This window comes from Rhizobium sp. Leaf341, from assembly GCF_001424325.1.
Classification (GTDB): domain Bacteria; phylum Pseudomonadota; class Alphaproteobacteria; order Rhizobiales; family Rhizobiaceae; genus Ferranicluibacter.
The window spans coordinates 192,604-210,375 of sequence record NZ_LMPE01000010.1 but is presented as its reverse complement, the minus strand read 5'-3'; the positions used below and the strand labels follow the sequence as shown (position 1 = coordinate 210,375).

Sequence of the window (17,772 nt, the reverse complement as noted above, 5' to 3'; positions counted from 1 at the left end):
TCAGACCTTCGCCAGCGACTGCTCGAGATCGGCGACGATGTCGGCCGCATCCTCGATGCCGATCGACAGGCGGACGACCTCCGGCCCGGCCCCGGCCGCCACCAGCTGCTCGTCGTCCAGCTGGCTGTGGGTGGTGGAGGCCGGGTGGATGACGAGCGAGCGCGTGTCGCCGATATTGGCGAGATGCGAGAGCATCGCGACGCCTTCCACGAAGGCCTTGCCCGCGGCATAGCCGCCCTTGAGCCCGAAGGTGAAGACGGCCCCGGCCCCGCGCGGCGAATAGCGCTGCTGCAGCGCATGGTTCGCGTCGCTCTCGAGGCCCGCATAGTTCACCCAGGCCACCTTGTCGTGCTGGCTGAGATAGCGGGCCACGACGAGCGCATTGTCGCAGTGGCGCTGCATCCGCAGCGGCAGCGTCTCGATGCCGGTGAGCAGCATGAAGGCATTGAACGGCGAGATGGCCGGGCCGAGATCGCGCAGGCCCAACACCCGGCAGGCGATGGCAAAGGCGATGTTGCCGAAGGTCGTGTGCAGCACCATGCCGTTGTAATCGGCGCGGGGTTCGGAAAGAGCGGGATACTTGCCCGATGCCGACCAGTCGAACGTGCCGCCATCGACGAGGATGCCGCCCATGGAATTGCCGTGACCGCCCATGAATTTGGTGAGCGAATGCACGACGATATCGGCGCCATGCTCGATCGGCCGCACGAGATAGGGCGTGGCCATCGTGTTGTCGACGATCAGCGGCAGGCCGTTGCGATGAGCGATCTCCGCGATGGCGGCAATGTCGACGAAGGTGCCGCCCGGATTGGCGAGACTCTCGATGAAGATCGCCTTGGTGCGTCCGTCGATCGCCGCCTCGAAGCTTTCGGGGCTGGCCGTGTCGGCCCAGCGCACCTGCCAGTCGAAGGCTTTGAACGCCTGCCCGAACTGGTTGATCGAGCCGCCGTAAAGCCTGCGCGCAGCAATGAAATTGTCGCCCGGCGACATCAGCGTATGGAACGCGATCAGCTGGGCGGCATGGCCGGAGGCCACCGCCAGCGCCGCCGTCCCGCCTTCCAGCGCTGCAACGCGCTCTTCCAGCACGGCCTGGGTCGGGTTCATGATGCGGGTGTAGATATTGCCGAAGGCCTGCAGGCCGAAGAGCGACGCGGCATGATCGGCATCGTCGAAGACGAAGCTCGTCGTCTGGTAGATCGGCGTCGCCCGTGCGCCCGTCGTCGGATCCGGCTGCGCCCCAGCGTGGACGGCCAGCGTATGAAACCCCGGTGCTTGCGTCATATCGTATCCTCCCTCTCGCGGACGCCTCTCCGGCGCCCGATCGTGCACGCTCCCGGCGCCCGCGCGATGATGGTCGCGTTTCAGCCTCGGGAACTTGTCCTGGGCACTATTCCAGAGCCGGAGGCCGATCGGAAGGGGGACGGAGCGGCTATACCGGGCGGATTCAGCGATCTTTCTCTCGGAAAAGACGCGGCTTTAGAATTTCATTCTCCTCAGCCGACGAGCCGCGGATACTCGATGGCCGGGCAGCGATCCATCACGACCTTGATGCCGCGTGCTTCGGCCTTGGCGGCGGCGGTGTCGTTGCGCACGGAGAGCTGGCCCCAGATCGCCTTCGGCAGCGGCTCGAGCGCGAGGATTTCGTCCACCAGGGCCGGCAGGGCATCGGCGGCGCGGAAGACGTCGATCATGTCGACCGGCTCGGGGATGTCCTTTAGACGCGCATAGACGAGACGGCCCAGAAGCTGGTGACCAGCCAGGCCCGGATTGACCGGATGGACGGCATAGCCCTTGCGCAGGAGGAAGCCCATGACACGGTGGCTCGGACGCTCCGGATTGGCAGACGCGCCGACAAGCGCGATCGTTCGCGTCGAGCGCAGAATATCGGTGAGATAGATATCCGGGTACTGATCGTGATTCATGCTGTCCTCCTGCCTCTCTTTCTGACGTGGGTCATCGGGCTTTCCAAAGGAAAAACGTCGGCCGACGGAAAAAACGTCGACCCGCGGGAAAAACGTCGGGCAACGGGAAAAACACGGGCGGCACCGTGTGTTCCCGGAAAACGTGGATTTCCGGGTCGAAACCCCCGCTCGGAGCTGTGCATAGCGGCCGAACCTGTCACAAAACCGTCACGCCGGAGGCGCGCGACGCTTGCGGTCGCCACCCCGGCTTGCGACAACGGACGGGCGCTTTCGCTTCGTCCCACCATCCGGTTTGCCCGTGCCGCTCGACGTTCTTCTCTTCGTTCTCTTCGGTGCCCTGCTGCATGCCGGGTGGAACGCGATGGTCAAGGCCGGAACGGACAAGTCGCTGGACGCCGCGATGATCGCGCTCGGCGCCGCCGTGATCGCCTGGCCGTTCCTGCCCTTCATGCCGCTGCCGGACGCGCGGGCGGTGCCGTTCCTGCTGGCCTCGGCCCTGTTGCAGTTCGGCTATTTCCATCTGGTCGCCGCCGCCTACACCGCCGGCGATATCGGCCTCGTCTATCCCTTGATGCGGGGCGGCGCCCCGCTGCTCGTCGCCGCGGCCAGCAGCATGATCGTCGGCGAGACGCTGACCCGGGGCGCAACGCTGGGTATCCTCGCCATCTCCGCCGGCATCTTCACGCTAGCCTTCGAAGGGCGGAGCAGCGGCAGGCGGGCCCTCACGCTCGCGCTCATCAATGCGGTCTTCATTGCCGCCTACACCTTCGTCGATGGTCTCGGCGCGCGGCTGTCCGGCAATGCCATCGCCTATACCCTATGGATGGCGCAGCTTCCGCCCGTGCTGCTGCTCGGCTGGGCGATGTTCAGGCGGGGAGCGCCGCCGGTGATCGGCCATATCCGGCGCAATGCCTGGCGCGGCCTTGTCGGCGGCGCCGGCTCGATCGGCTCCTACGGCATTGCGCTCTGGGCCATGACCCGGGCGCCGGTCGCAACCGTCGCGGCCCTCCGGGAGACCTCGATCCTCTTTGCGATCGTGATTTCGGTCACCGTGCTGAAGGAGCGGATCAGCCCGTTCCGCATCGCAGCCGGATGCCTCATCGCGCTCGGGGCGCTGATGCTGAAGCTCGTCGACGCCTAGCGCTTCGGCCAGACGGGCGTGCGGTTTGCAAGAAACGCCGCCATGCCCTCGACCGCATCCGGTGTCAGCGCGCTCGCGGCTTCCGCCTGTGCCGCCTGCGCGGCGGCGTCCTCCCGCGACATCACGGCCTGCCGTGCGAAGGCAGACTTCACGCCCTGCTGCGCGCCCTGCGATTTCGAGGCGATGACGGCGGCATATTTGTCGACGACCTGCCGCAGATACTGTTTCGGGACGATGCGGTTCACGAGGCCGAAATCCTTGGCGGTGGAGGCGTCGATCGTTTCCCCCGTCAGCAGCATCTCCATCGCCTGCTTGCGGCCGGCGGACCGCGCCAGCGCCACGACCGCCCCCATCGGCGCGACGCCGATATTCACCCCGGGCGTGCAGAAGGTCGCCGTGTCCGTGCAGATGGCCAGATCGCAGGCCGCCACCAGCTCGCAGCCGGCCGCCGTCGCCAGCCCGTCGATTTCCGCGATGACGGGCTGCGGCAAGGTCGAGATGGCCGTCATGAGCCGGGCCGAGCGCGCAAAAGCGGCCTCGAGCGCCGCGCGGCCGGCATCGTCATCCGATCGCCGCCGGTCCAGGTCCTCGAGATCGAGACCGGCCGAAAACACCGCTCCGGTTGCCGCGAGGATGACGACGCGCAGCGCCGCATCGCCCGCCGCAGCCTCGAGCTCGCTCAGGAGCGCGTCGACGACATCCGTCGAAAGCGTGTTGAGCGGCGGATGGTTCAGCGTCAGGCGAAGGACATCGCCGTCGCGCACGCGCAGAACGAGGTCGCGCGGCTCGGGGCGGCGCAGGGAAACGATATCGGCCATGTCGGCTCCTTTTCGGGGGCAAAGATGCGACCTCCAGCTACGCCGCCCGCCCCGCGCTTTCAAGCCGCAGCGCCGCAAATGGCCGCGCCACAGCGGAAAACGTCACTAAAACGCGTCACATTTATTGTGGTATCATCTTACCACATAGATAACCCATTGTTTTCGTTAACGGCGGCTGGAGCCCTGCCTGACCGCTCCTCTTGACGGGCCGACCGACCTCCCCTTATAAGCCGCACTGTTCACGGGCGTCCGCGTCCGTGTCCACTTTGCAGGGTCGTCCTCCGGGTCGCTTTCCGCAAACCAAGCAACAAAAAACGCCCGGCGGCAACGTATCGGGTTCCCAACGAAAGAGTTTCATCATGTCAACCTTCGTTCAGAAGCCTGCAGAGGTGGAGAAGAAGTGGATCCTCATCGACGCCGAAGGCCTCGTTGTGGGTCGCGTCGCGACCATCATCGCCAACATCCTGCGCGGCAAGAATAAGGCCACCTACACTCCGCATGTCGACGACGGCGACAACGTCATCGTCATCAATGCCGAGAAGGCCGTGCTTACCGGCAAGAAGTACACCGACAAGAAGTACTACTGGCACACCGGCTACCCCGGCGGCATCAAGGAGCGCACCGCGCGCCAGATCATCGAAGGCCGCTTTCCGGAGCGCGTTCTCGAGAAGGCTGTCGAGCGCATGGTTCCCCGCGGCCCCCTCGGCCGTCGCCAGATGAAGAACCTTCGCGTCTACGCAGGCACGAACCATCCGCATGAAGCCCAGCAGCCGACCGTTCTCGACGTCGCCAAGCTGAACACGAAGAACGTAAGGAGCGCCTGATCGTGGCCGACCTCTCCTCTCTGAAAGAACTTGGCACGGTCGCGGAAGCCAGCAACGCTGCTCCCGTTCATGTCAAGAAGATCGACGCCCAGGGCCGCTCCTATGCGACCGGCAAGCGCAAGAACGCCGTTGCCCGCGTCTGGGTCAAGCCGGGCTCCGGCAAGATCACCATCAACGGCAAGGCCTACCCCGAGTATTTCGCACGTCCGGTCCTGCAGATGATCCTGCGTCAGCCGATCTTCGCGGCGGCTCGTGACGGCCAGTTCGACATCGACGCCACGGTTGCCGGCGGCGGTCTCTCCGGTCAGGCCGGTGCCGTTCGTCACGGCATCTCCAAGGCCCTCACCTACTACGAGCCGGGCCTGCGCACCGTGCTCAAGAAGGGTGGCTTCCTGACCCGCGACAGCCGCGTCGTCGAGCGTAAGAAGTACGGCAAGGCGAAGGCCCGTCGTTCGTTCCAGTTCTCCAAGCGTTAATCGCTTCGGATCACGCACAGTGTCAAAGGCGGGGCTTCGGCTCCGCCTTTTTCCGTTTGGGGATGTGGGCCGGCACGGGAGCCGCCGTGACGTCCGAGGCTCCTGCCATGGCGCCTACCGCGCGGGATCGTCGGCGGCGTCGGGGACGGGTCCCATCGGCAGCACCGGCACGATCGGAAGCTTGCCCAAGATCGCGGCCACCGCAAGTCGGGCTCCGGACGCGGTGAAATGCAGGGTGTCGGCCAGATAGGGCAATCCGTCCGATGTCAGAGCACATGTGCCGCCCTGCGACCGCGCGCAGAACACCTCCTCGGGAAACACCTTGATCGTCCGAGGGCTGGCCACAGCATCGAGCACGGCGCGGCTCCGCGCGCTGTTCTGGACAAAGTCGGCATAGGCCATCGTCACCTCCGGTCGCGCCACGCCGGCCAACATCTGCTGCGTGACGGTGCCGATGACGTTCACAGCCGGTTTAGGATGGGGATAGACGAGCACCACACGACGGCCCGACGCTTCGATCGTCGCGATCGTGTCCCGGAGGCGCTGCCGGATTTCGGGCGGAACCTCATCGCCGGCGGACTGGGTCACCCCGTCGATCTGGTATTCGGGATAGGACAGGAACACGATCCATGACGCCGCCATCACCACGGTGGTGATCTCGGGAGACGCGAGGATCTGCGCGAGCGCGCTTTCGTTGAACGGGCCGCAATGCGCGCTTTTGGCAACGGACGGAACCGACACCCCGGGAAGCGGCGCGCAGTAACCATGGGTGAGCTGCTGCAGGCTCGTCCCGCGCCTGTCCAGTTCGGCGGCCAAAATCTCCGACACGGATGCGGAGATGGAATCGCCCCAGATGGCATAGGTGACGGGATGGCCCGGGTTGTGAAGACAGTCCTTCAGCGGGAAGACGGGAAGATCGGCTTCGGCCGTATACAGGCACGCCTTGTTCCACGCGCTGGCGCGGACCATCGCGGTGACGGCTGACGGCAAGCGCCAGGGCAGGCCCTTGGTCACATTTCCTGCAACGCCGGTGGACACGATCAGCGCGGCTGCGGCGCCGCCGAGAAGGCGCGGCGTTCTCGAGCCGATCCGCCAAGGGCCGATGTGTTGCCGAACCGGCTGCTCGACATACCGCCACGACAGAATGGATACGGCGAGGGCCGCAAGGGACAGGGCGATCATGACCGGAAGCGTCGGCTCCCCCATGCTGCGAATGCGTGCGAAGGCGAAGATCGGCTGATGCCAGAGATAGAGACTGTAGCTGACGCGCCCGAGCCCGACGAAGGGCGGCCATGACAGGAGGCGCCCCATGACGGTCCGCTCGACCCCGAAGACAAGCAGAAGGCCGGTCCCGAGGACGGGACCGAGCGTCAGAAACGACGGCCAGTCCTGCTGCGACGTCGGAACGAGGATCGAGAGGGCAATGAGCGCGAAACCCGCAAGAGACGCCGCCTCGTTGACGCGACGCGACCGGGAACATCCTGTGAAGGAGAACAGGCCGCCCGCCAGAAGCTCCCAGGCGCGACTGGTCAGACAATAGAAATTGACCGTCGGGAAAGCCCGGACTCCGATCAGACAGACGATGAAGCTGAGGAAACAAAGCCCGGCCATCGCGGGGACGAGGCGGCCTCTCCCCTTGCGGGCGACCAGGAGGACGAATACCGGAAACAGCAGATAGAACTGCTCCTCGACGGCCAGGCTCCAGGTGTGAAGCAGGGGCACACGATGCGCATCCGGCGCGAAGTAGCCTGCCTTTGTTGCGAAGTGAATGTTTGCATAGGAGAACAGGCTCGCCAGCAGGGATTGCGCATAGTCCTTGAAGTCGAGCGGCAGCAGCCAGATCCAGGCAAAGGGAATCGTGGCCAGCAACATGACGAGCAGCGCAGGCAGAATGCGCCTGGCGCGCCGCTCGTAAAACGCCCGCATCGAAAACCGGCCGGCCTCGATGTCCCGGACGATGATGCCGGTAATGAGATAGCCGCTGATGACGAAGAAGATATCCACCCCGAGGAAGCCTCCCGGCAAATACGGCAGGCCCGCATGGTCGAGAACCACGGCGGTGACAGCCATGGCGCGAAGGCCGTCGATCTCGCGTCTATGAAGCATGCCGTCTCATCCAAACCCCTGCGATAACACGGCATCTACTAATTTAGTCATTCATCTTTGACAAGCCGATCGGCCCGCCTCGGTGCCCAAGCCCGGCGTTTCGGTGCGCAGCCTCTCCAACGGGAGGAAAGTGTCTTGCGGGCGCTGCGGAATTCCAGCAGGTTCCGGCGCAAACGTCCTGCGGAGTTCTCATGGCATCCAAGACCATCGATCACGCGATCACGGCCCCGTCCCTGAAGAGTGCCGCGTCGGATCCGACACATGCCGGCATCCTGTCCTTCATGCGGCGCAGATATACCAAGCGCCTGACCGGAGCGGACGTCGCCGTCTGGGGCGTGCCCTTCGATGCGGCGACATCGAACCGGCCGGGCGCCCGCTTCGGGCCGCAGGCCATTCGGCGGGCATCGGCCATCTTCGACAACGATCCGCAACACCCGTTCCAGCGCGACCTCTTCGCCGAGATGGCGGTGATCGATACGGGCGACTGCCTGCTCGATTACGGCCACCACGCAAAGACGCCCGCCACGATCGCCCGGGAGGCGGCGCGGATCATCAAATCGGTGCCCTACCTGCTGACGCTTGGCGGCGACCATTTCATCACCCTGCCGCTGCTGCGGGCGCACGCCGCGCGGCACGGGCCGCTCGCCCTCGTCCAGTTCGATGCGCATCAGGACACCTGGCCCGACGCGGAAGGCAGGATCGACCATGGCTCCTTCGTCGGTCGGGCCGTGCGCGAAGGGCTGATCGATGTCGCACGCTCCATCCAGGTCGGCATCCGCACCCATGCGCCGGACGATTTCGGCATCCGTATCCTCCCGGGCGATGCGGTCGAGGACATGACCGCCTCGGCCATCGCCGCCGAGATCGTCGCGCAGGCCGGCGGGGCGCCCGTCTATCTCACCGTCGATATCGACTGCCTCGACCCGGCCTTTGCGCCGGGCACGGGCACGCCCGTTTCAGGCGGATTCTCCAGCGCCAAACTTTTGTCCGTGCTTCGCCGGCTGGCCCCGCTCGACATTCGCGGTTCCGACGTGGTCGAGGTCGCACCGGCCTATGATCACGCCGACATCACCGCCATTGCTGCATCCACCGTCGCCATGTATATGCTCGGCCTGCGTGCGGAGCGGCTGGCCGCCGGCCGCTGAACATTGCCGGCAAGGGCCGCCACACTGTTATCAAACAGAATCAACGGCGTGAGAGACTGAGTCCGGCACACGCCCCAACCTCTTGAACCGACGGGACAAAGACATGACGGCTAAGATCTTCATCGATGGCGAGCACGGCACCACGGGATTGCAGATCCGCGCCCGCATGGCCGACCGCACGGATGTCGAGCTCCTGTCGATCCCGGAGGCCGAGCGGCGCAATGCCGCCATGCGCGAGGACCTGCTGAACAGCGCCGACATCGCCATTCTCTGCCTGCCCGACGATGCCTCGCGTCAGGCCGTGGCCATGCTGTCCGGCAACGACGCCGTGCGCATCATCGACACCTCGACCGCCTATCGCGTCGCGCCGGACTGGGCCTATGGCTTCGCGGAGATGGATGCCGCCCAGGCCGAGAAAATCCGCGGATCGCGCTTCGTCGCCAATCCCGGCTGCTACCCCACGGGCGCCATCGGCCTCGTGCGGCCGCTGCGCCAGGCCGGCATCCTGCCGGAGGCCTATCCGGTGAGCGTCAACGCCATCTCCGGCTATACCGGCGGCGGCAAGCAGATGATCGCCCAGATCGAGGATCCTCAAAATCCGGATCCGATCACCTCGCCGGGCTTCCTCTACGGCCTGCCGCTCAAGCACAAGCATGTTGCCGAGATGAAGATTCACGGCATGCTCGGACGCACGCCGCTGTTTTCCCCGTCGGTCGGCAAGTTCCCGCAGGGAATGATCGTGCAGGTGCCGCTGTTCCTCGAGGAGGTCGGCAACGGCGCGACGCTCGAAAGCATCCACGGCGCGCTTTTCGCGCATTATGCCGGCCAGGACGTGGTCGAGGTCGTGCCGCTGGAGGTCAGCGCGGCGCTGGCGCGTGTGGATGCCGTGGAACTGGCGGGCACGGACCGTATGAAGCTCTTCGTCTTCGGAACGCCCGGCGGCGAGCATGTCAACCTCGTGGCCCTGCTCGACAATCTCGGCAAGGGCGCCTCCGGCGCCGCCGTCCAGAACATGGACCTGATGCTGTCGGCCTGAGCATCGCTCTCCGGCGACGTCTTGACGAGATGACGCATCGCCCCGCCTCCCTTGCGGCGCCGGGGCGATGATGATCGGCTGCCTCGGTGTCGGTCAGCCGTGCACGGTCTGCGCGTCCAGAGGATATTCCCCGAAGAAGCCGCGAAAATGCGCAATGGCAAAGCCAAGCACGACGAGCGCGCCGCCCTGATGCGCCACGCCCCAGCCGATCGGAACCTGCAGCAACAGCGTCATGATGCCGATCGAGGCCTGCAGGAGCACCAGGCCCGCGAGAACGACGGCCCGTCGGGCATGGCTCGAGCGTGGTGCAAGACGCAGGTTGGCGATCATGTGCCCGAGAACGAGCGTCAGCAGGACATAGGCGCCGCAGCGATGCACGAACTGGACGGTCTTCGGATTCTCGAACAGGTTTCGCCAGGCCGGGCTCTGGATGAAGAGATCGCTTGGGACCAGTGCACCGTCCATCAGCGGCCAGGTGTTGTAGCTGAGGCCGGCATCGAGCCCTGCGACCAGCGCGCCGAGATAGATCTGTACGAGCGCCATCAGCGCGATCGCGCCGGCGACCACATAGGAATAGCGCGTCGGCGGGGCGTCTCCCCGGTGTGGCGTCAGACCGCGCAGGATCCAGAGACAGGCCGAGAAGATCAGGCAGGCGATGATGAGATGGGTCGCCAGCCGGTACTGGCTGACATCCGTCCGGTTGACGAGACCCGAGGAGACCATCCACCAGCCGACGAAACCCTGGAAGCCGCCGAGCGCCAGAATGCCCAGAAGCGGCAGCTTCAGCCGCCGCTCGATCCGCCCCGTCAGCCAGAAGAAGGCGAGTGGCAGCGCGAAGATCACGCCGATCGACCGGGCCAGCGCCCTGTGTGCCCACTCCCACCAGAAGATGGTCTTGAACCCCTCCATCGTCATGTCGCTGTTCATCTGCTGATATTGCGGAATCTGCTTGTAGAGCGAGAACTCTTCCTCCCACTCCGCCTCCGACAAGGGCGGAACGACACCGTGGATCGGCTTCCATTCGGTGATGGAAAGTCCCGATTCGGTCAGGCGCGTGGCGCCGCCCACGAGCACCAGCGCAAACAGCGCGAAGACGACGAAGCCGAGCCAGAGACGGATCTGCCGGCGATGACGCCGGGCGCTGTCGATCTCGAGCCTCGGTTTCTCCGGCGTCGTCGTCTGCGTCATCATGGGGTTGGCACTGGTCATCGCGCTGCTCCGTTCGCCCTGCTGGCGGTCGCCGGGGACAAGGATCAGGAAATGTCCGCGGGTCCAGCGTTGATTTGCATCACTCGGGCAGGCATGACAAGGAGGGCCTTTGCGGCATGCCGTCGCGGCCGGTGGGCGCGACACGGTGCAGCGCCATGTGCATCGCCCTGTGCAGGGCCAGGTGCATCGCTGCACCCAGGCCTGAAATCGCAGCGAATGGAGACGTTTAAGACAATGCCGGTACGCCTTCGCAAACTGATCGGGACGATCCTCCTCCTCGTGCTCGTCATTTCCTACGCCATCATCGCCACCGTCGTCGCCGAAGTCCGGCTCGGCGCGTCCCCGTGGTGGGTCCATCTCCTCTACTTCTTCTTCAGCGGTCTTCTCTGGGTGCTTCCGGCGATGCTCATCATCAAGTGGATGGAAAAACCCGGCAAGCGGTGACACGATCCGGTCTGGCCGCGGCAGAGGGATCACGCCGATGAAGATCGCCGTCATCGCAGACATCCACGGCAATGCCGCCGCACTCGAGGCCGTGTTGGCCGACATCGACGCGCAGGGCATCCGCCGGATCGTCCATCTCGGCGACGCCCTCAGCGGCCCGATCGATCCGGCGCGCACGGCCGAGCTTCTGATGGCACGCGACCTTCTCTCGATCCGCGGCAACCATGATCGCGCCCTGCTGACGGCCGCGCCCGACGCCATGATCGCAACCGACCGCTTTACCCATGCGGCCCTCTCGGACCATCACTTCGCATGGCTTGAAAGCCTCGAACCGACACGATCGGTGTCCGAGCACGGCCTTTTCCTTTGCCACGGCACGCCGGACTCCGACCTCACCTACTGGCTGGAGGACGTCTCGCCCGACGGCATCGTCCACCGGGCCCATGCGGCGCGCATCGAAGGGTTTGCTGCCGGCATCGCGCTGCCCCTCCTCCTGTGTGGCCACACGCATATTCCGCGCCTCGTCACGCTGTCGGATGGACGCATGATTCTGAACCCCGGCAGCGTCGGTTGCCCCGCCTATGCCGACGAGCAACCGGTCGCGCACCGGGTGGAGACCGGAACGCCGCGTGCGTCCTATGCGGTCGTCGATCGGGCGGCGGACGGCACCTTCGCTGTTGCCTTCCGGCTCCTGGCCTACGACCATCTCGCCGCGGCCGCGCGTGCCGCAGCGAACGGTCGTCCGGATTGGGCGCGGGCGCTGGCCACGGGATGGATGTAACCGCGCGGGACGCGTTAACCGCATGGTAACCGCATCTTGGAATATCGCGCCGCCGCACGGCGGATTTACGCAGCCTTAAGTCAACATCAGCGGCTTTACAGGCTAGATGCCGGCAACGTGTTTCAGACGGAGGGCTCATTCGCGATGAATGCCCAGATCACCGCCCTTTCTCTCGACGCGCCGCGCGCCGGGCCACACGGACCGGCCAAGCGCGGCAGCGCTCCGGCCGACCTGATGCCGACCGTTGCCGGCCCGACGGATCTCGTCTTGTCCGTGCACGTGTCGATGTCGGCCCTGGAAAAGGACTGGCGTCTGCTGGAGGCGTCGAATGCCGCCTCGATGCACCAGAGCTTCGACTGGTGCGCCAGCTGGCTGTCGACCCATGTCGAGCGTCCGCTCCTCGTGCGGGGTCGGCTCGGCGACCGGACGATCGTCATCCTGCCGCTCGAACTCGTCCGCAACGGTCTGTTCCGCACGGCACGCTTCATCGCGTCGCCGCACAACAATATCAATACGGGCCTCTTTGCCGACGATCTCGGCGGCCTGTCGCGCGAGCAGCTGGCCGCCGGCGTCCTGGCCGGCCTGACCGTCAAGCTTGCCCACGTCGCCGATATCGTCACGCTGGACAAGATGCCGCGCGAATGGCGCGGCGCGGTTCATCCGCTCGCGTCGCTGCCCTTGATCCGGCACCAGAACGCCTCCTACCAGCTGCCGCTCTTTCCCGATTTTTCCACAACGCTCGCGCAGATCAACGCAAAACGGCGGCGCAAGAAGTTCCGCCTCTCCGAACGGCGGATGGAGACCTATGGCGGCTACGACTACATCGTCGGCGAGAGCCCGGAGGAGCAGCGCGCGATCCTCGACGTGTTCCTGATCCAGAAGGCGGTGCGTTTCGAGGCGCTGGGCCTGCCCAACGTCTTCCGGGATCCGGCCACGCAGGCTTTCCTGCGCGCTGTGGTCTCGTGTCCCGGCGCGGCCGAAAACCATCCGCTTACCCTGCATGCGCTGCGCCTGCGCGGCGAGGCCGACAGCCGGATCGTCGCGGTCGCGGGCGTGTCGCGCAAGGGCGACCACATGATCTGCCAGTTCGGATCGATCGACGAAACGCTGGCAGCGGATGCGAGCCCGGGCGAGCTTCTGTTCCACAGGATCATCGAGCGTGCCTGCGGCGACGGTGTCTCCCTGTTCGATTTCGGGATCGGCGACCAGCTCTACAAGCGGTCCTGGTGCACGATCGAGACGCCGCTCTACGACATCGTCGTGCCGCTGACGCTGCGCGGTCGGATCGCGGCGGGCGTCCACCGGGTTCTCGTCCGGATCAAGCGCGCCATCAAATCGAACCGCCAGGTCTATGGCCTCGTGCAGCGGCTGCGCCAGAAGCATCAGGGCAAGGCCGCGCCGGAGCCGACGGCAACCGACGCGGATTGATGCCGGGAGCCGGTCGGCTCAGGCCGCGCGGCGGTCCGGTTGCGGCACGGCTTCACCGGCAGGAGGAAGGCCCGAAAGGCTTGCATCCATGATCTGGATGCGGTCGTAGCCGGCCTCGGCAAATTCCGTGATGATCTCGACCAGATCCTCGGCCGAAACCGCAGGCACCGAGAAGATGATCTCGACGTCGCCGGCCGGCGCCAGGCGCGAGACCGCCGCGGCATCCGCATCCGCACATTCGACGAGAACGAGATCGTAGGCGTCGGTCAGCGCCGCGACGATCGCCTGCAAGCGGTCGATCGCCTGCATGGCAATCGCCGGATCTGCCGTACCACGCGGAACGACATGCGCATCCGAACCATGATCGGCATGAAGCGCATCGCCGAACGCGATATCCTCGACAAGGAGATCGGTGATGCCCGGCAGGTCGGCCGACGGTGCCATCAGGCCGGTCGGGCAGCCGGAAGCCGTGAGATCGATCAGCACCACGCGCCGCCCCTCCTCCGAGACCATCCGGGCGAGCGCAACCGTCTGCACGGAGCCGGCGTCGCCGGTCGGCGAGACGACGAAGGCGATCGGCACGCGGTCGACGATCAGCGCAGCCGCCACGTTCTCCACGAAGAAGCCGTCGAGCGGCACATCGGTCTCGTCGTCGTGTCCGGTCGTTTCCGTCACAGCGGAGGCGACGGCAATATTGGCGGCGGCAGCAGGGCGGGCCGTCTCGCGCACGCTCTCGCGCGGCTTGGCATCTGGCCGGAAGGACCAGCCGCGCCGGGGTGTCGGCGTCGAGGGTGCAGGCGTCGGGGGTGTCGGCGGCAGCTGCGGAGACGCCGCGCGAGGGAGAGCACCGGGCGCGCCGACGGGCCTGAGGGCGCGACCGCTGAAGAGCTCCTGCAACAGGATCACGATGCAGCTGAGCAGGAACGCGGCCATGGCGGCGACGATGGTGATCGGCAGGATCTTGGGGAAACTCGCCTCTGTCGGCTCAACGGCGCTGGAGATCACGCGCGCATCGGCCGGCGCGGCGCTCGCCCCGGTGCGCGAGCTCGCCTCGCGGTAGCGTGACAGATAGGTTTCCAGAAGCTGGCGTTGGGCGGCGGCTTCGCGCTCCAGGGCGCGCAGGCCGACCTCGTCCTCGCCGGCCTTGGCGGAGGACGCCTTCAGCGTGTTCATCTGCTGCGTCAGCTGGCGCTCGCGAAGTTCGCCGACCTTGGCCTCGTTCTCGAGGCTTGCCAGGATCTTCTGCGTCTCCTCGCGGATCTGCGCGCGGATGCCCGTCAGCTGCGAGCGCAGCGCCTTGATGCGCGGATGCCCGTCGAGCAGGGTCGTCGACAGGTCGGCGATCTGGTTCTGGATCTGCGATTCCGACTCCTTCAGCCGCTGGATCATCGCGGAGCCCACGACCTCGTTCAGCGTTTCGGCACCGCGTCCGCTGGACAGGGCGGACCGGACATTCTCCGCGCGCGCCTCCGCATTCGCCCGCTCGCCGCGAACTCGGGCGAGCTCGGTCGAGATGTCGGTCAGCTGGCGGGTGGCGAAGGTGCCGGTATCGCCGGAGGGCAGAAGGTCGGAGGTGGCGCGATACTCGGCGATCTTCGCCTCGGCCGCGCGCACCTTTTCGCGAAGGTTGGCGATCTCGGGCTCCAGCCAGCGGCTGGCCTCGGTGTTGCTGTCGAGCTTCGCCCCCGCCTTGAGCGAGAGGTAGATCTTGGCGATCTCGTTGGGAATTGCGGCGGCGAGCGCGCGATCCTTGGAGGTGAACTGGATGCCGATGACCCGCGACTTCTCGACCTGGTAGACCTGCAGCTTCTCCTGGAATTCCTTCAGCACGCGTTCCTCGGGCGGCATGTCGAGCGGATTGCGCTTGAGGCCGAGCATGACGAGGATGTCGGAAACGGCGGAGGGATCGGCCGTCGGATCGAACTCCTTGAACTCGTGCAGCCGCATGTTGCGCGCCACCTGCTTGATGAGGTCGACTGAGCGCAGCAGCTGCACTTCGCTCGAAATCCCCGGCTCGTCAAAGGATGTGGCGCTGGAAGCGGACGGCTGGAGCGTCGTCGAGCTGAATTCCGGCTCGCGCGGCTCGATCAGCAGCCGCGCTTCGCTGTCGTAGCGCGGCGAGATCATGTGCGCGCCAGTAAAGGCGAGCGCCGCCACGGCCACCGTGGTCAGGAGCACCCGCGTCCGGCGACGCCAGATCGCCCCGAACAGACCGCCGAGGTCGATATCCACGTCCTGTTGACTGCCGCTGAAGCCTGACATCCACGCACCTGTACCCGAGTCCTGTTGGCGGGCACGGTAAACAAAGATGGTAACCCGAGCGTTAACGATACAAGTCACAACCTGGCCGGACGATACTTTAGAGCATTCGGAAACGTCAGGTTGAGAGCGGGTCTTTACCGGCTGTTAACCCTAACAGATCGATAACAGCGTCACGTTCACCTGAAACACGAGAATCGCATGACCGTCGCACGATGCAAGTCAGGTCTGGCCTTGGGGATCGCCCTGCTGTCGGTGACGATCGCCGGCTGCAGCAGTTACGAACCTGCGCCCCGGGCGTTCAGCGAAGCCACGATCCAGCCCTATCGGCTGGACAGCGGCGACCGCCTGCGCATCAGCGTGTTCGAACAGGCCGGCCTCACCGGCTCCTACACCGTCGACCAGGCCGGCTACGTGGCCTTCCCCCTCATAGGCTCGGTGCCCTCGCGCGGCCATACGCTGAGCGAGATGGAGACCATGATCGCCCAGAAGCTGCGCGCCGGCTATCTGCGCGATCCCGACGTCACAATCGAGGTCGATCGCTATCGCTCGGTGTTCATCATGGGCGAGGTCGGGCAGTCGGGACAGTATTCCTATGTGCCGGGCATGACGGTGCAGAACGCCATCGCCGTGGCCGGCGGTTTCTCGCAGCGGGCCAACCAGAAGACGGTGGACGTGACGCGCAAGATCAACGGACGCATCGTCACCGGGCGCGTCTCGATTTCCGATCCGATCATGGCGGGTGACACCGTCTATGTCCGCGAACGGCTGTTCTGAGACCATGTCCCATCCCGTGCAGCCCGATCATACGCAGACAGAGCCCATGCAGCCGGATCGTGGCGGGAGCGACCCGCTCCAGGCGGACACCCACCGGACCGTATCCGTGCCGCAGGCGCCCCTCCCCGCGCAGCCCCGGACAGGCGAGCGGCCGCTGCGGATCATCCACTGTTTCCGTTCGCCGGTCGGCGGCATCTTCCGGCATGTGCGCGATCTCGCCGCGGCGCATGCGGCCGAAGGGCACCAGGTCGGCATCCTCTGCGACAGCACGACCGGCGGGCCCCACGAGGAACGGCTGTTCGCGGAGATCCTTCCCCATCTCGCGCTCGGTCTCGTGCGCCTGCCGATCCGCCGGTCCATCGGCCCGTCGGACGCCAAGGCGCTGTGGACAAGCTACAAGGAGCTGCGCCAGCTCCAGCCCGACATCCTCCATGGCCACGGCGCCAAGGGCGGAGCGCTCGCCCGCACCATCGGCACGATCCTGCGCGTCAACGGATCGCCTGTGGCCCGCCTCTATTCCCCGCACGGCGGCAGTCTCCATTTCGACCGGCGGACATGGAAGGGCAAGGGCATCCTGTCCCTTGAGCGCTTCCAGGAACATGCGACGGACGCGCTGGTCTTCGTCTGCAATTACGAGCGCGCCACCTACGAGGCAAAGGTCGGCCGCCCGCAGCCCCTGGCCGAAACGATCTACAACGGCGTCGAGGACGGCGAATTCGTGCCCGTCGAGCCGGCGCCGGATGCGGTGGACTTCCTCTATATCGGCATGCTGCGCGACATGAAGGGTCCGGACATCTTCATCGATGCGCTCGGCCGCACGGAGCGGCTGGCCGGCCGGCCGCTGAGCGCCATGATGATCGGCGACGGACCGCAGCAGGAAGACTATCTGCGCATGAAGCTTCAGCGCGGACTGGGGCAGCGGATCGGCATGCAGCCGGCCATGCCCGCACGCACGGCTTTTGCCAGCGCGCGGTTCGTTGTCGTGCCGTCGCGGGCCGAATCGATGCCTTATATCGTGCTCGAGGCGGTGGCTGCCCAGCGGCCGGTGATCGCCGCACGCGTCGGCGGCGTGCCGGAGATCCTCGGCCCTGACAGCGCGGCTCTGGCCGAGCCCAACGATGCACAGTCGCTTGCCAACATCATGCATCGCGCCCTGACCGAAGACGGCTGGGCCCGGCGCACCATGCCCGAGCCCGAGCGCTTCAAGGCCGCCTTCTCCTCGGCGACCATGGCCGCCGCGATGATGCGGCTCTACCGGCGGCTGGTTGCGGACGCGGAACGCTGAGACAGGCCCGCCGCCGCCCCGCTCCGCACTGGCGGAGTTGCCCATGGGCACGCGGACAGACCGTTGAATTTGCGGCTCGAATGCCCTTAACCCATTGTTGACCAGGTTGCCGGGCCGTCCC

General features: G+C 66.0%; 16 protein-coding genes. 10 read left to right on the top strand and 6 right to left on the bottom strand.

Features of this window, described 5'->3' with window-relative positions; translation table 11 throughout:
* Entirely contained in the window at positions 1-1,281 is a 1,281-nt protein-coding gene (locus tag ASG03_RS10790; RefSeq protein WP_062693564.1) for an O-acetylhomoserine aminocarboxypropyltransferase, read from the bottom strand.
* Between the two features lie 212 nt (positions 1,282-1,493).
* Positions 1,494-1,922 carry a CoA-binding protein gene (locus tag ASG03_RS10785; RefSeq protein WP_062693563.1) on the bottom strand — a complete coding sequence of 143 codons (429 nt, stop codon included), beginning with the start codon at positions 1,920-1,922 and terminating at the stop codon, positions 1,494-1,496.
* 298 nt (positions 1,923-2,220) lie between these two features.
* Between ASG03_RS10785 and ASG03_RS10780 the strand changes: the two genes are divergently transcribed.
* Positions 2,221-3,063, top strand: coding sequence for an EamA family transporter (locus tag ASG03_RS10780; protein ID WP_062471891.1), 843 nt, complete (start codon positions 2,221-2,223; stop codon positions 3,061-3,063).
* On the opposite strand, the gene ASG03_RS10775 is transcribed toward ASG03_RS10780, so the two are convergent.
* The gene (locus ASG03_RS10775) at positions 3,060-3,881 is read right to left on the bottom strand and encodes an enoyl-CoA hydratase-related protein (RefSeq protein ID WP_062693562.1); all 822 of its coding nucleotides are present in this window, start codon (positions 3,879-3,881) and stop codon (positions 3,060-3,062) included. The two genes, ASG03_RS10780 and ASG03_RS10775, sit on opposite strands and share 4 nt — an antisense overlap.
* Before the next feature lie 359 nt (positions 3,882-4,240).
* Between ASG03_RS10775 and rplM the strand changes: the two genes are divergently transcribed.
* Both rplM and rpsI read left to right on the top strand, forming a co-directional pair.
* Positions 4,241-4,705 carry a 50S ribosomal protein L13 gene (rplM, locus tag ASG03_RS10770; protein ID WP_062468458.1) on the top strand — a complete coding sequence of 155 codons (465 nt, stop codon included), beginning with the start codon at positions 4,241-4,243 and terminating at the stop codon, positions 4,703-4,705.
* A 2-nt stretch (positions 4,706-4,707) separates the two neighbouring features.
* On the top strand, positions 4,708-5,181 hold the full coding sequence (gene rpsI / locus ASG03_RS10765) for a 30S ribosomal protein S9 (RefSeq protein WP_062468460.1): 474 nt from the start codon (positions 4,708-4,710) through the stop codon (positions 5,179-5,181).
* A gap of 114 nt (positions 5,182-5,295) precedes the next feature.
* Here rpsI and ASG03_RS10760 read toward each other — a convergent pair whose 3' ends face one another.
* Positions 5,296-7,287 (bottom strand): acyltransferase family protein, encoded by a 1,992-nt coding sequence (locus tag ASG03_RS10760; RefSeq protein ID WP_062693561.1) that lies wholly within the window; start codon positions 7,285-7,287, stop codon positions 5,296-5,298.
* A gap of 191 nt (positions 7,288-7,478) precedes the next feature.
* Here ASG03_RS10760 and speB point away from each other — a divergent pair, with 191 nt between their 5' ends.
* Positions 7,479-8,432 (top strand): agmatinase, encoded by a 954-nt coding sequence (speB, locus tag ASG03_RS10755; RefSeq protein ID WP_062468464.1) that lies wholly within the window; start codon positions 7,479-7,481, stop codon positions 8,430-8,432.
* 103 nt (positions 8,433-8,535) lie between these two features.
* A complete protein-coding gene (gene argC, locus ASG03_RS10750; RefSeq protein WP_062468467.1) occupies positions 8,536-9,468 on the top strand; it encodes an N-acetyl-gamma-glutamyl-phosphate reductase in 933 nt (310 codons plus the stop codon).
* A gap of 93 nt (positions 9,469-9,561) precedes the next feature.
* Here the strand turns inward: argC and ASG03_RS10745 are convergent, their stop codons facing one another.
* Complete coding sequence (locus ASG03_RS10745; protein WP_156381811.1) at positions 9,562-10,659, bottom strand: COX15/CtaA family protein; 1,098 nt, start codon at positions 10,657-10,659, stop codon at positions 9,562-9,564.
* Between the two features lie 252 nt (positions 10,660-10,911).
* On the opposite strand from ASG03_RS10745, the gene ASG03_RS10740 reads away from it, so the two are divergent.
* The 3 genes from ASG03_RS10740 to ASG03_RS10730 all read left to right on the top strand — a co-directional run bounded on the left by ASG03_RS10740 (position 10,912) and on the right by ASG03_RS10730 (position 13,330).
* On the top strand, positions 10,912-11,121 hold the full coding sequence (locus tag ASG03_RS10740) for a DUF2842 domain-containing protein (RefSeq protein WP_062471894.1): 210 nt from the start codon (positions 10,912-10,914) through the stop codon (positions 11,119-11,121).
* 37 nt (positions 11,122-11,158) lie between these two features.
* Positions 11,159-11,902, top strand: coding sequence for a metallophosphoesterase family protein (locus tag ASG03_RS10735; RefSeq protein WP_062693559.1), 744 nt, complete (start codon positions 11,159-11,161; stop codon positions 11,900-11,902).
* 144 nt (positions 11,903-12,046) lie between these two features.
* Complete coding sequence (locus tag ASG03_RS10730; protein WP_156381803.1) at positions 12,047-13,330, top strand: GNAT family N-acetyltransferase; 1,284 nt, start codon at positions 12,047-12,049, stop codon at positions 13,328-13,330.
* Between the two features lie 18 nt (positions 13,331-13,348).
* Here the strand turns inward: ASG03_RS10730 and ASG03_RS10725 are convergent, their stop codons facing one another.
* Complete coding sequence (locus tag ASG03_RS10725; protein WP_062693558.1) at positions 13,349-15,592, bottom strand: GumC family protein; 2,244 nt, start codon at positions 15,590-15,592, stop codon at positions 13,349-13,351.
* Between the two features lie 198 nt (positions 15,593-15,790).
* On the opposite strand from ASG03_RS10725, the gene ASG03_RS10720 reads away from it, so the two are divergent.
* Both ASG03_RS10720 and ASG03_RS10715 read left to right on the top strand, forming a co-directional pair.
* On the top strand, positions 15,791-16,366 hold the full coding sequence (locus ASG03_RS10720; RefSeq protein WP_062468476.1) for a polysaccharide biosynthesis/export family protein: 576 nt from the start codon (positions 15,791-15,793) through the stop codon (positions 16,364-16,366).
* A gap of 4 nt (positions 16,367-16,370) precedes the next feature.
* The gene (locus tag ASG03_RS10715; protein WP_244475221.1) at positions 16,371-17,651 is read left to right on the top strand and encodes a glycosyltransferase family 4 protein; all 1,281 of its coding nucleotides are present in this window, start codon (positions 16,371-16,373) and stop codon (positions 17,649-17,651) included.
* Positions 17,652-17,772: the final 121 nt, after the last annotated feature.

Coding starts and splice junctions, on each gene's coding strand:
- ASG03_RS10720 (WP_062468476.1), top strand. CDS start 15,791: ATGACCGTCGCACGATGCAAGTCAGGTCTGGCCTTGGGGATCGCCCTG.
- ASG03_RS10730 (WP_156381803.1), top strand. CDS start 12,047: ATGAATGCCCAGATCACCGCCCTTTCTCTCGACGCGCCGCGCGCCGGG.
- ASG03_RS10715 (WP_244475221.1), top strand. CDS start 16,371: ATGTCCCATCCCGTGCAGCCCGATCATACGCAGACAGAGCCCATGCAG.
- ASG03_RS10785 (WP_062693563.1), bottom strand. CDS start 1,922: ATGAATCACGATCAGTACCCGGATATCTATCTCACCGATATTCTGCGC.
- ASG03_RS10740 (WP_062471894.1), top strand. CDS start 10,912: ATGCCGGTACGCCTTCGCAAACTGATCGGGACGATCCTCCTCCTCGTG.
- ASG03_RS10775 (WP_062693562.1), bottom strand. CDS start 3,881: ATGGCCGATATCGTTTCCCTGCGCCGCCCCGAGCCGCGCGACCTCGTT.
- speB (WP_062468464.1), top strand. CDS start 7,479: ATGGCATCCAAGACCATCGATCACGCGATCACGGCCCCGTCCCTGAAG.
- rplM (WP_062468458.1), top strand. CDS start 4,241: ATGTCAACCTTCGTTCAGAAGCCTGCAGAGGTGGAGAAGAAGTGGATC.
- ASG03_RS10760 (WP_062693561.1), bottom strand. CDS start 7,287: ATGCTTCATAGACGCGAGATCGACGGCCTTCGCGCCATGGCTGTCACC.
- ASG03_RS10735 (WP_062693559.1), top strand. CDS start 11,159: ATGAAGATCGCCGTCATCGCAGACATCCACGGCAATGCCGCCGCACTC.
- argC (WP_062468467.1), top strand. CDS start 8,536: ATGACGGCTAAGATCTTCATCGATGGCGAGCACGGCACCACGGGATTG.
- ASG03_RS10725 (WP_062693558.1), bottom strand. CDS start 15,592: ATGTCAGGCTTCAGCGGCAGTCAACAGGACGTGGATATCGACCTCGGC.
- ASG03_RS10745 (WP_156381811.1), bottom strand. CDS start 10,659: ATGATGACGCAGACGACGACGCCGGAGAAACCGAGGCTCGAGATCGAC.
- ASG03_RS10790 (WP_062693564.1), bottom strand. CDS start 1,281: ATGACGCAAGCACCGGGGTTTCATACGCTGGCCGTCCACGCTGGGGCG.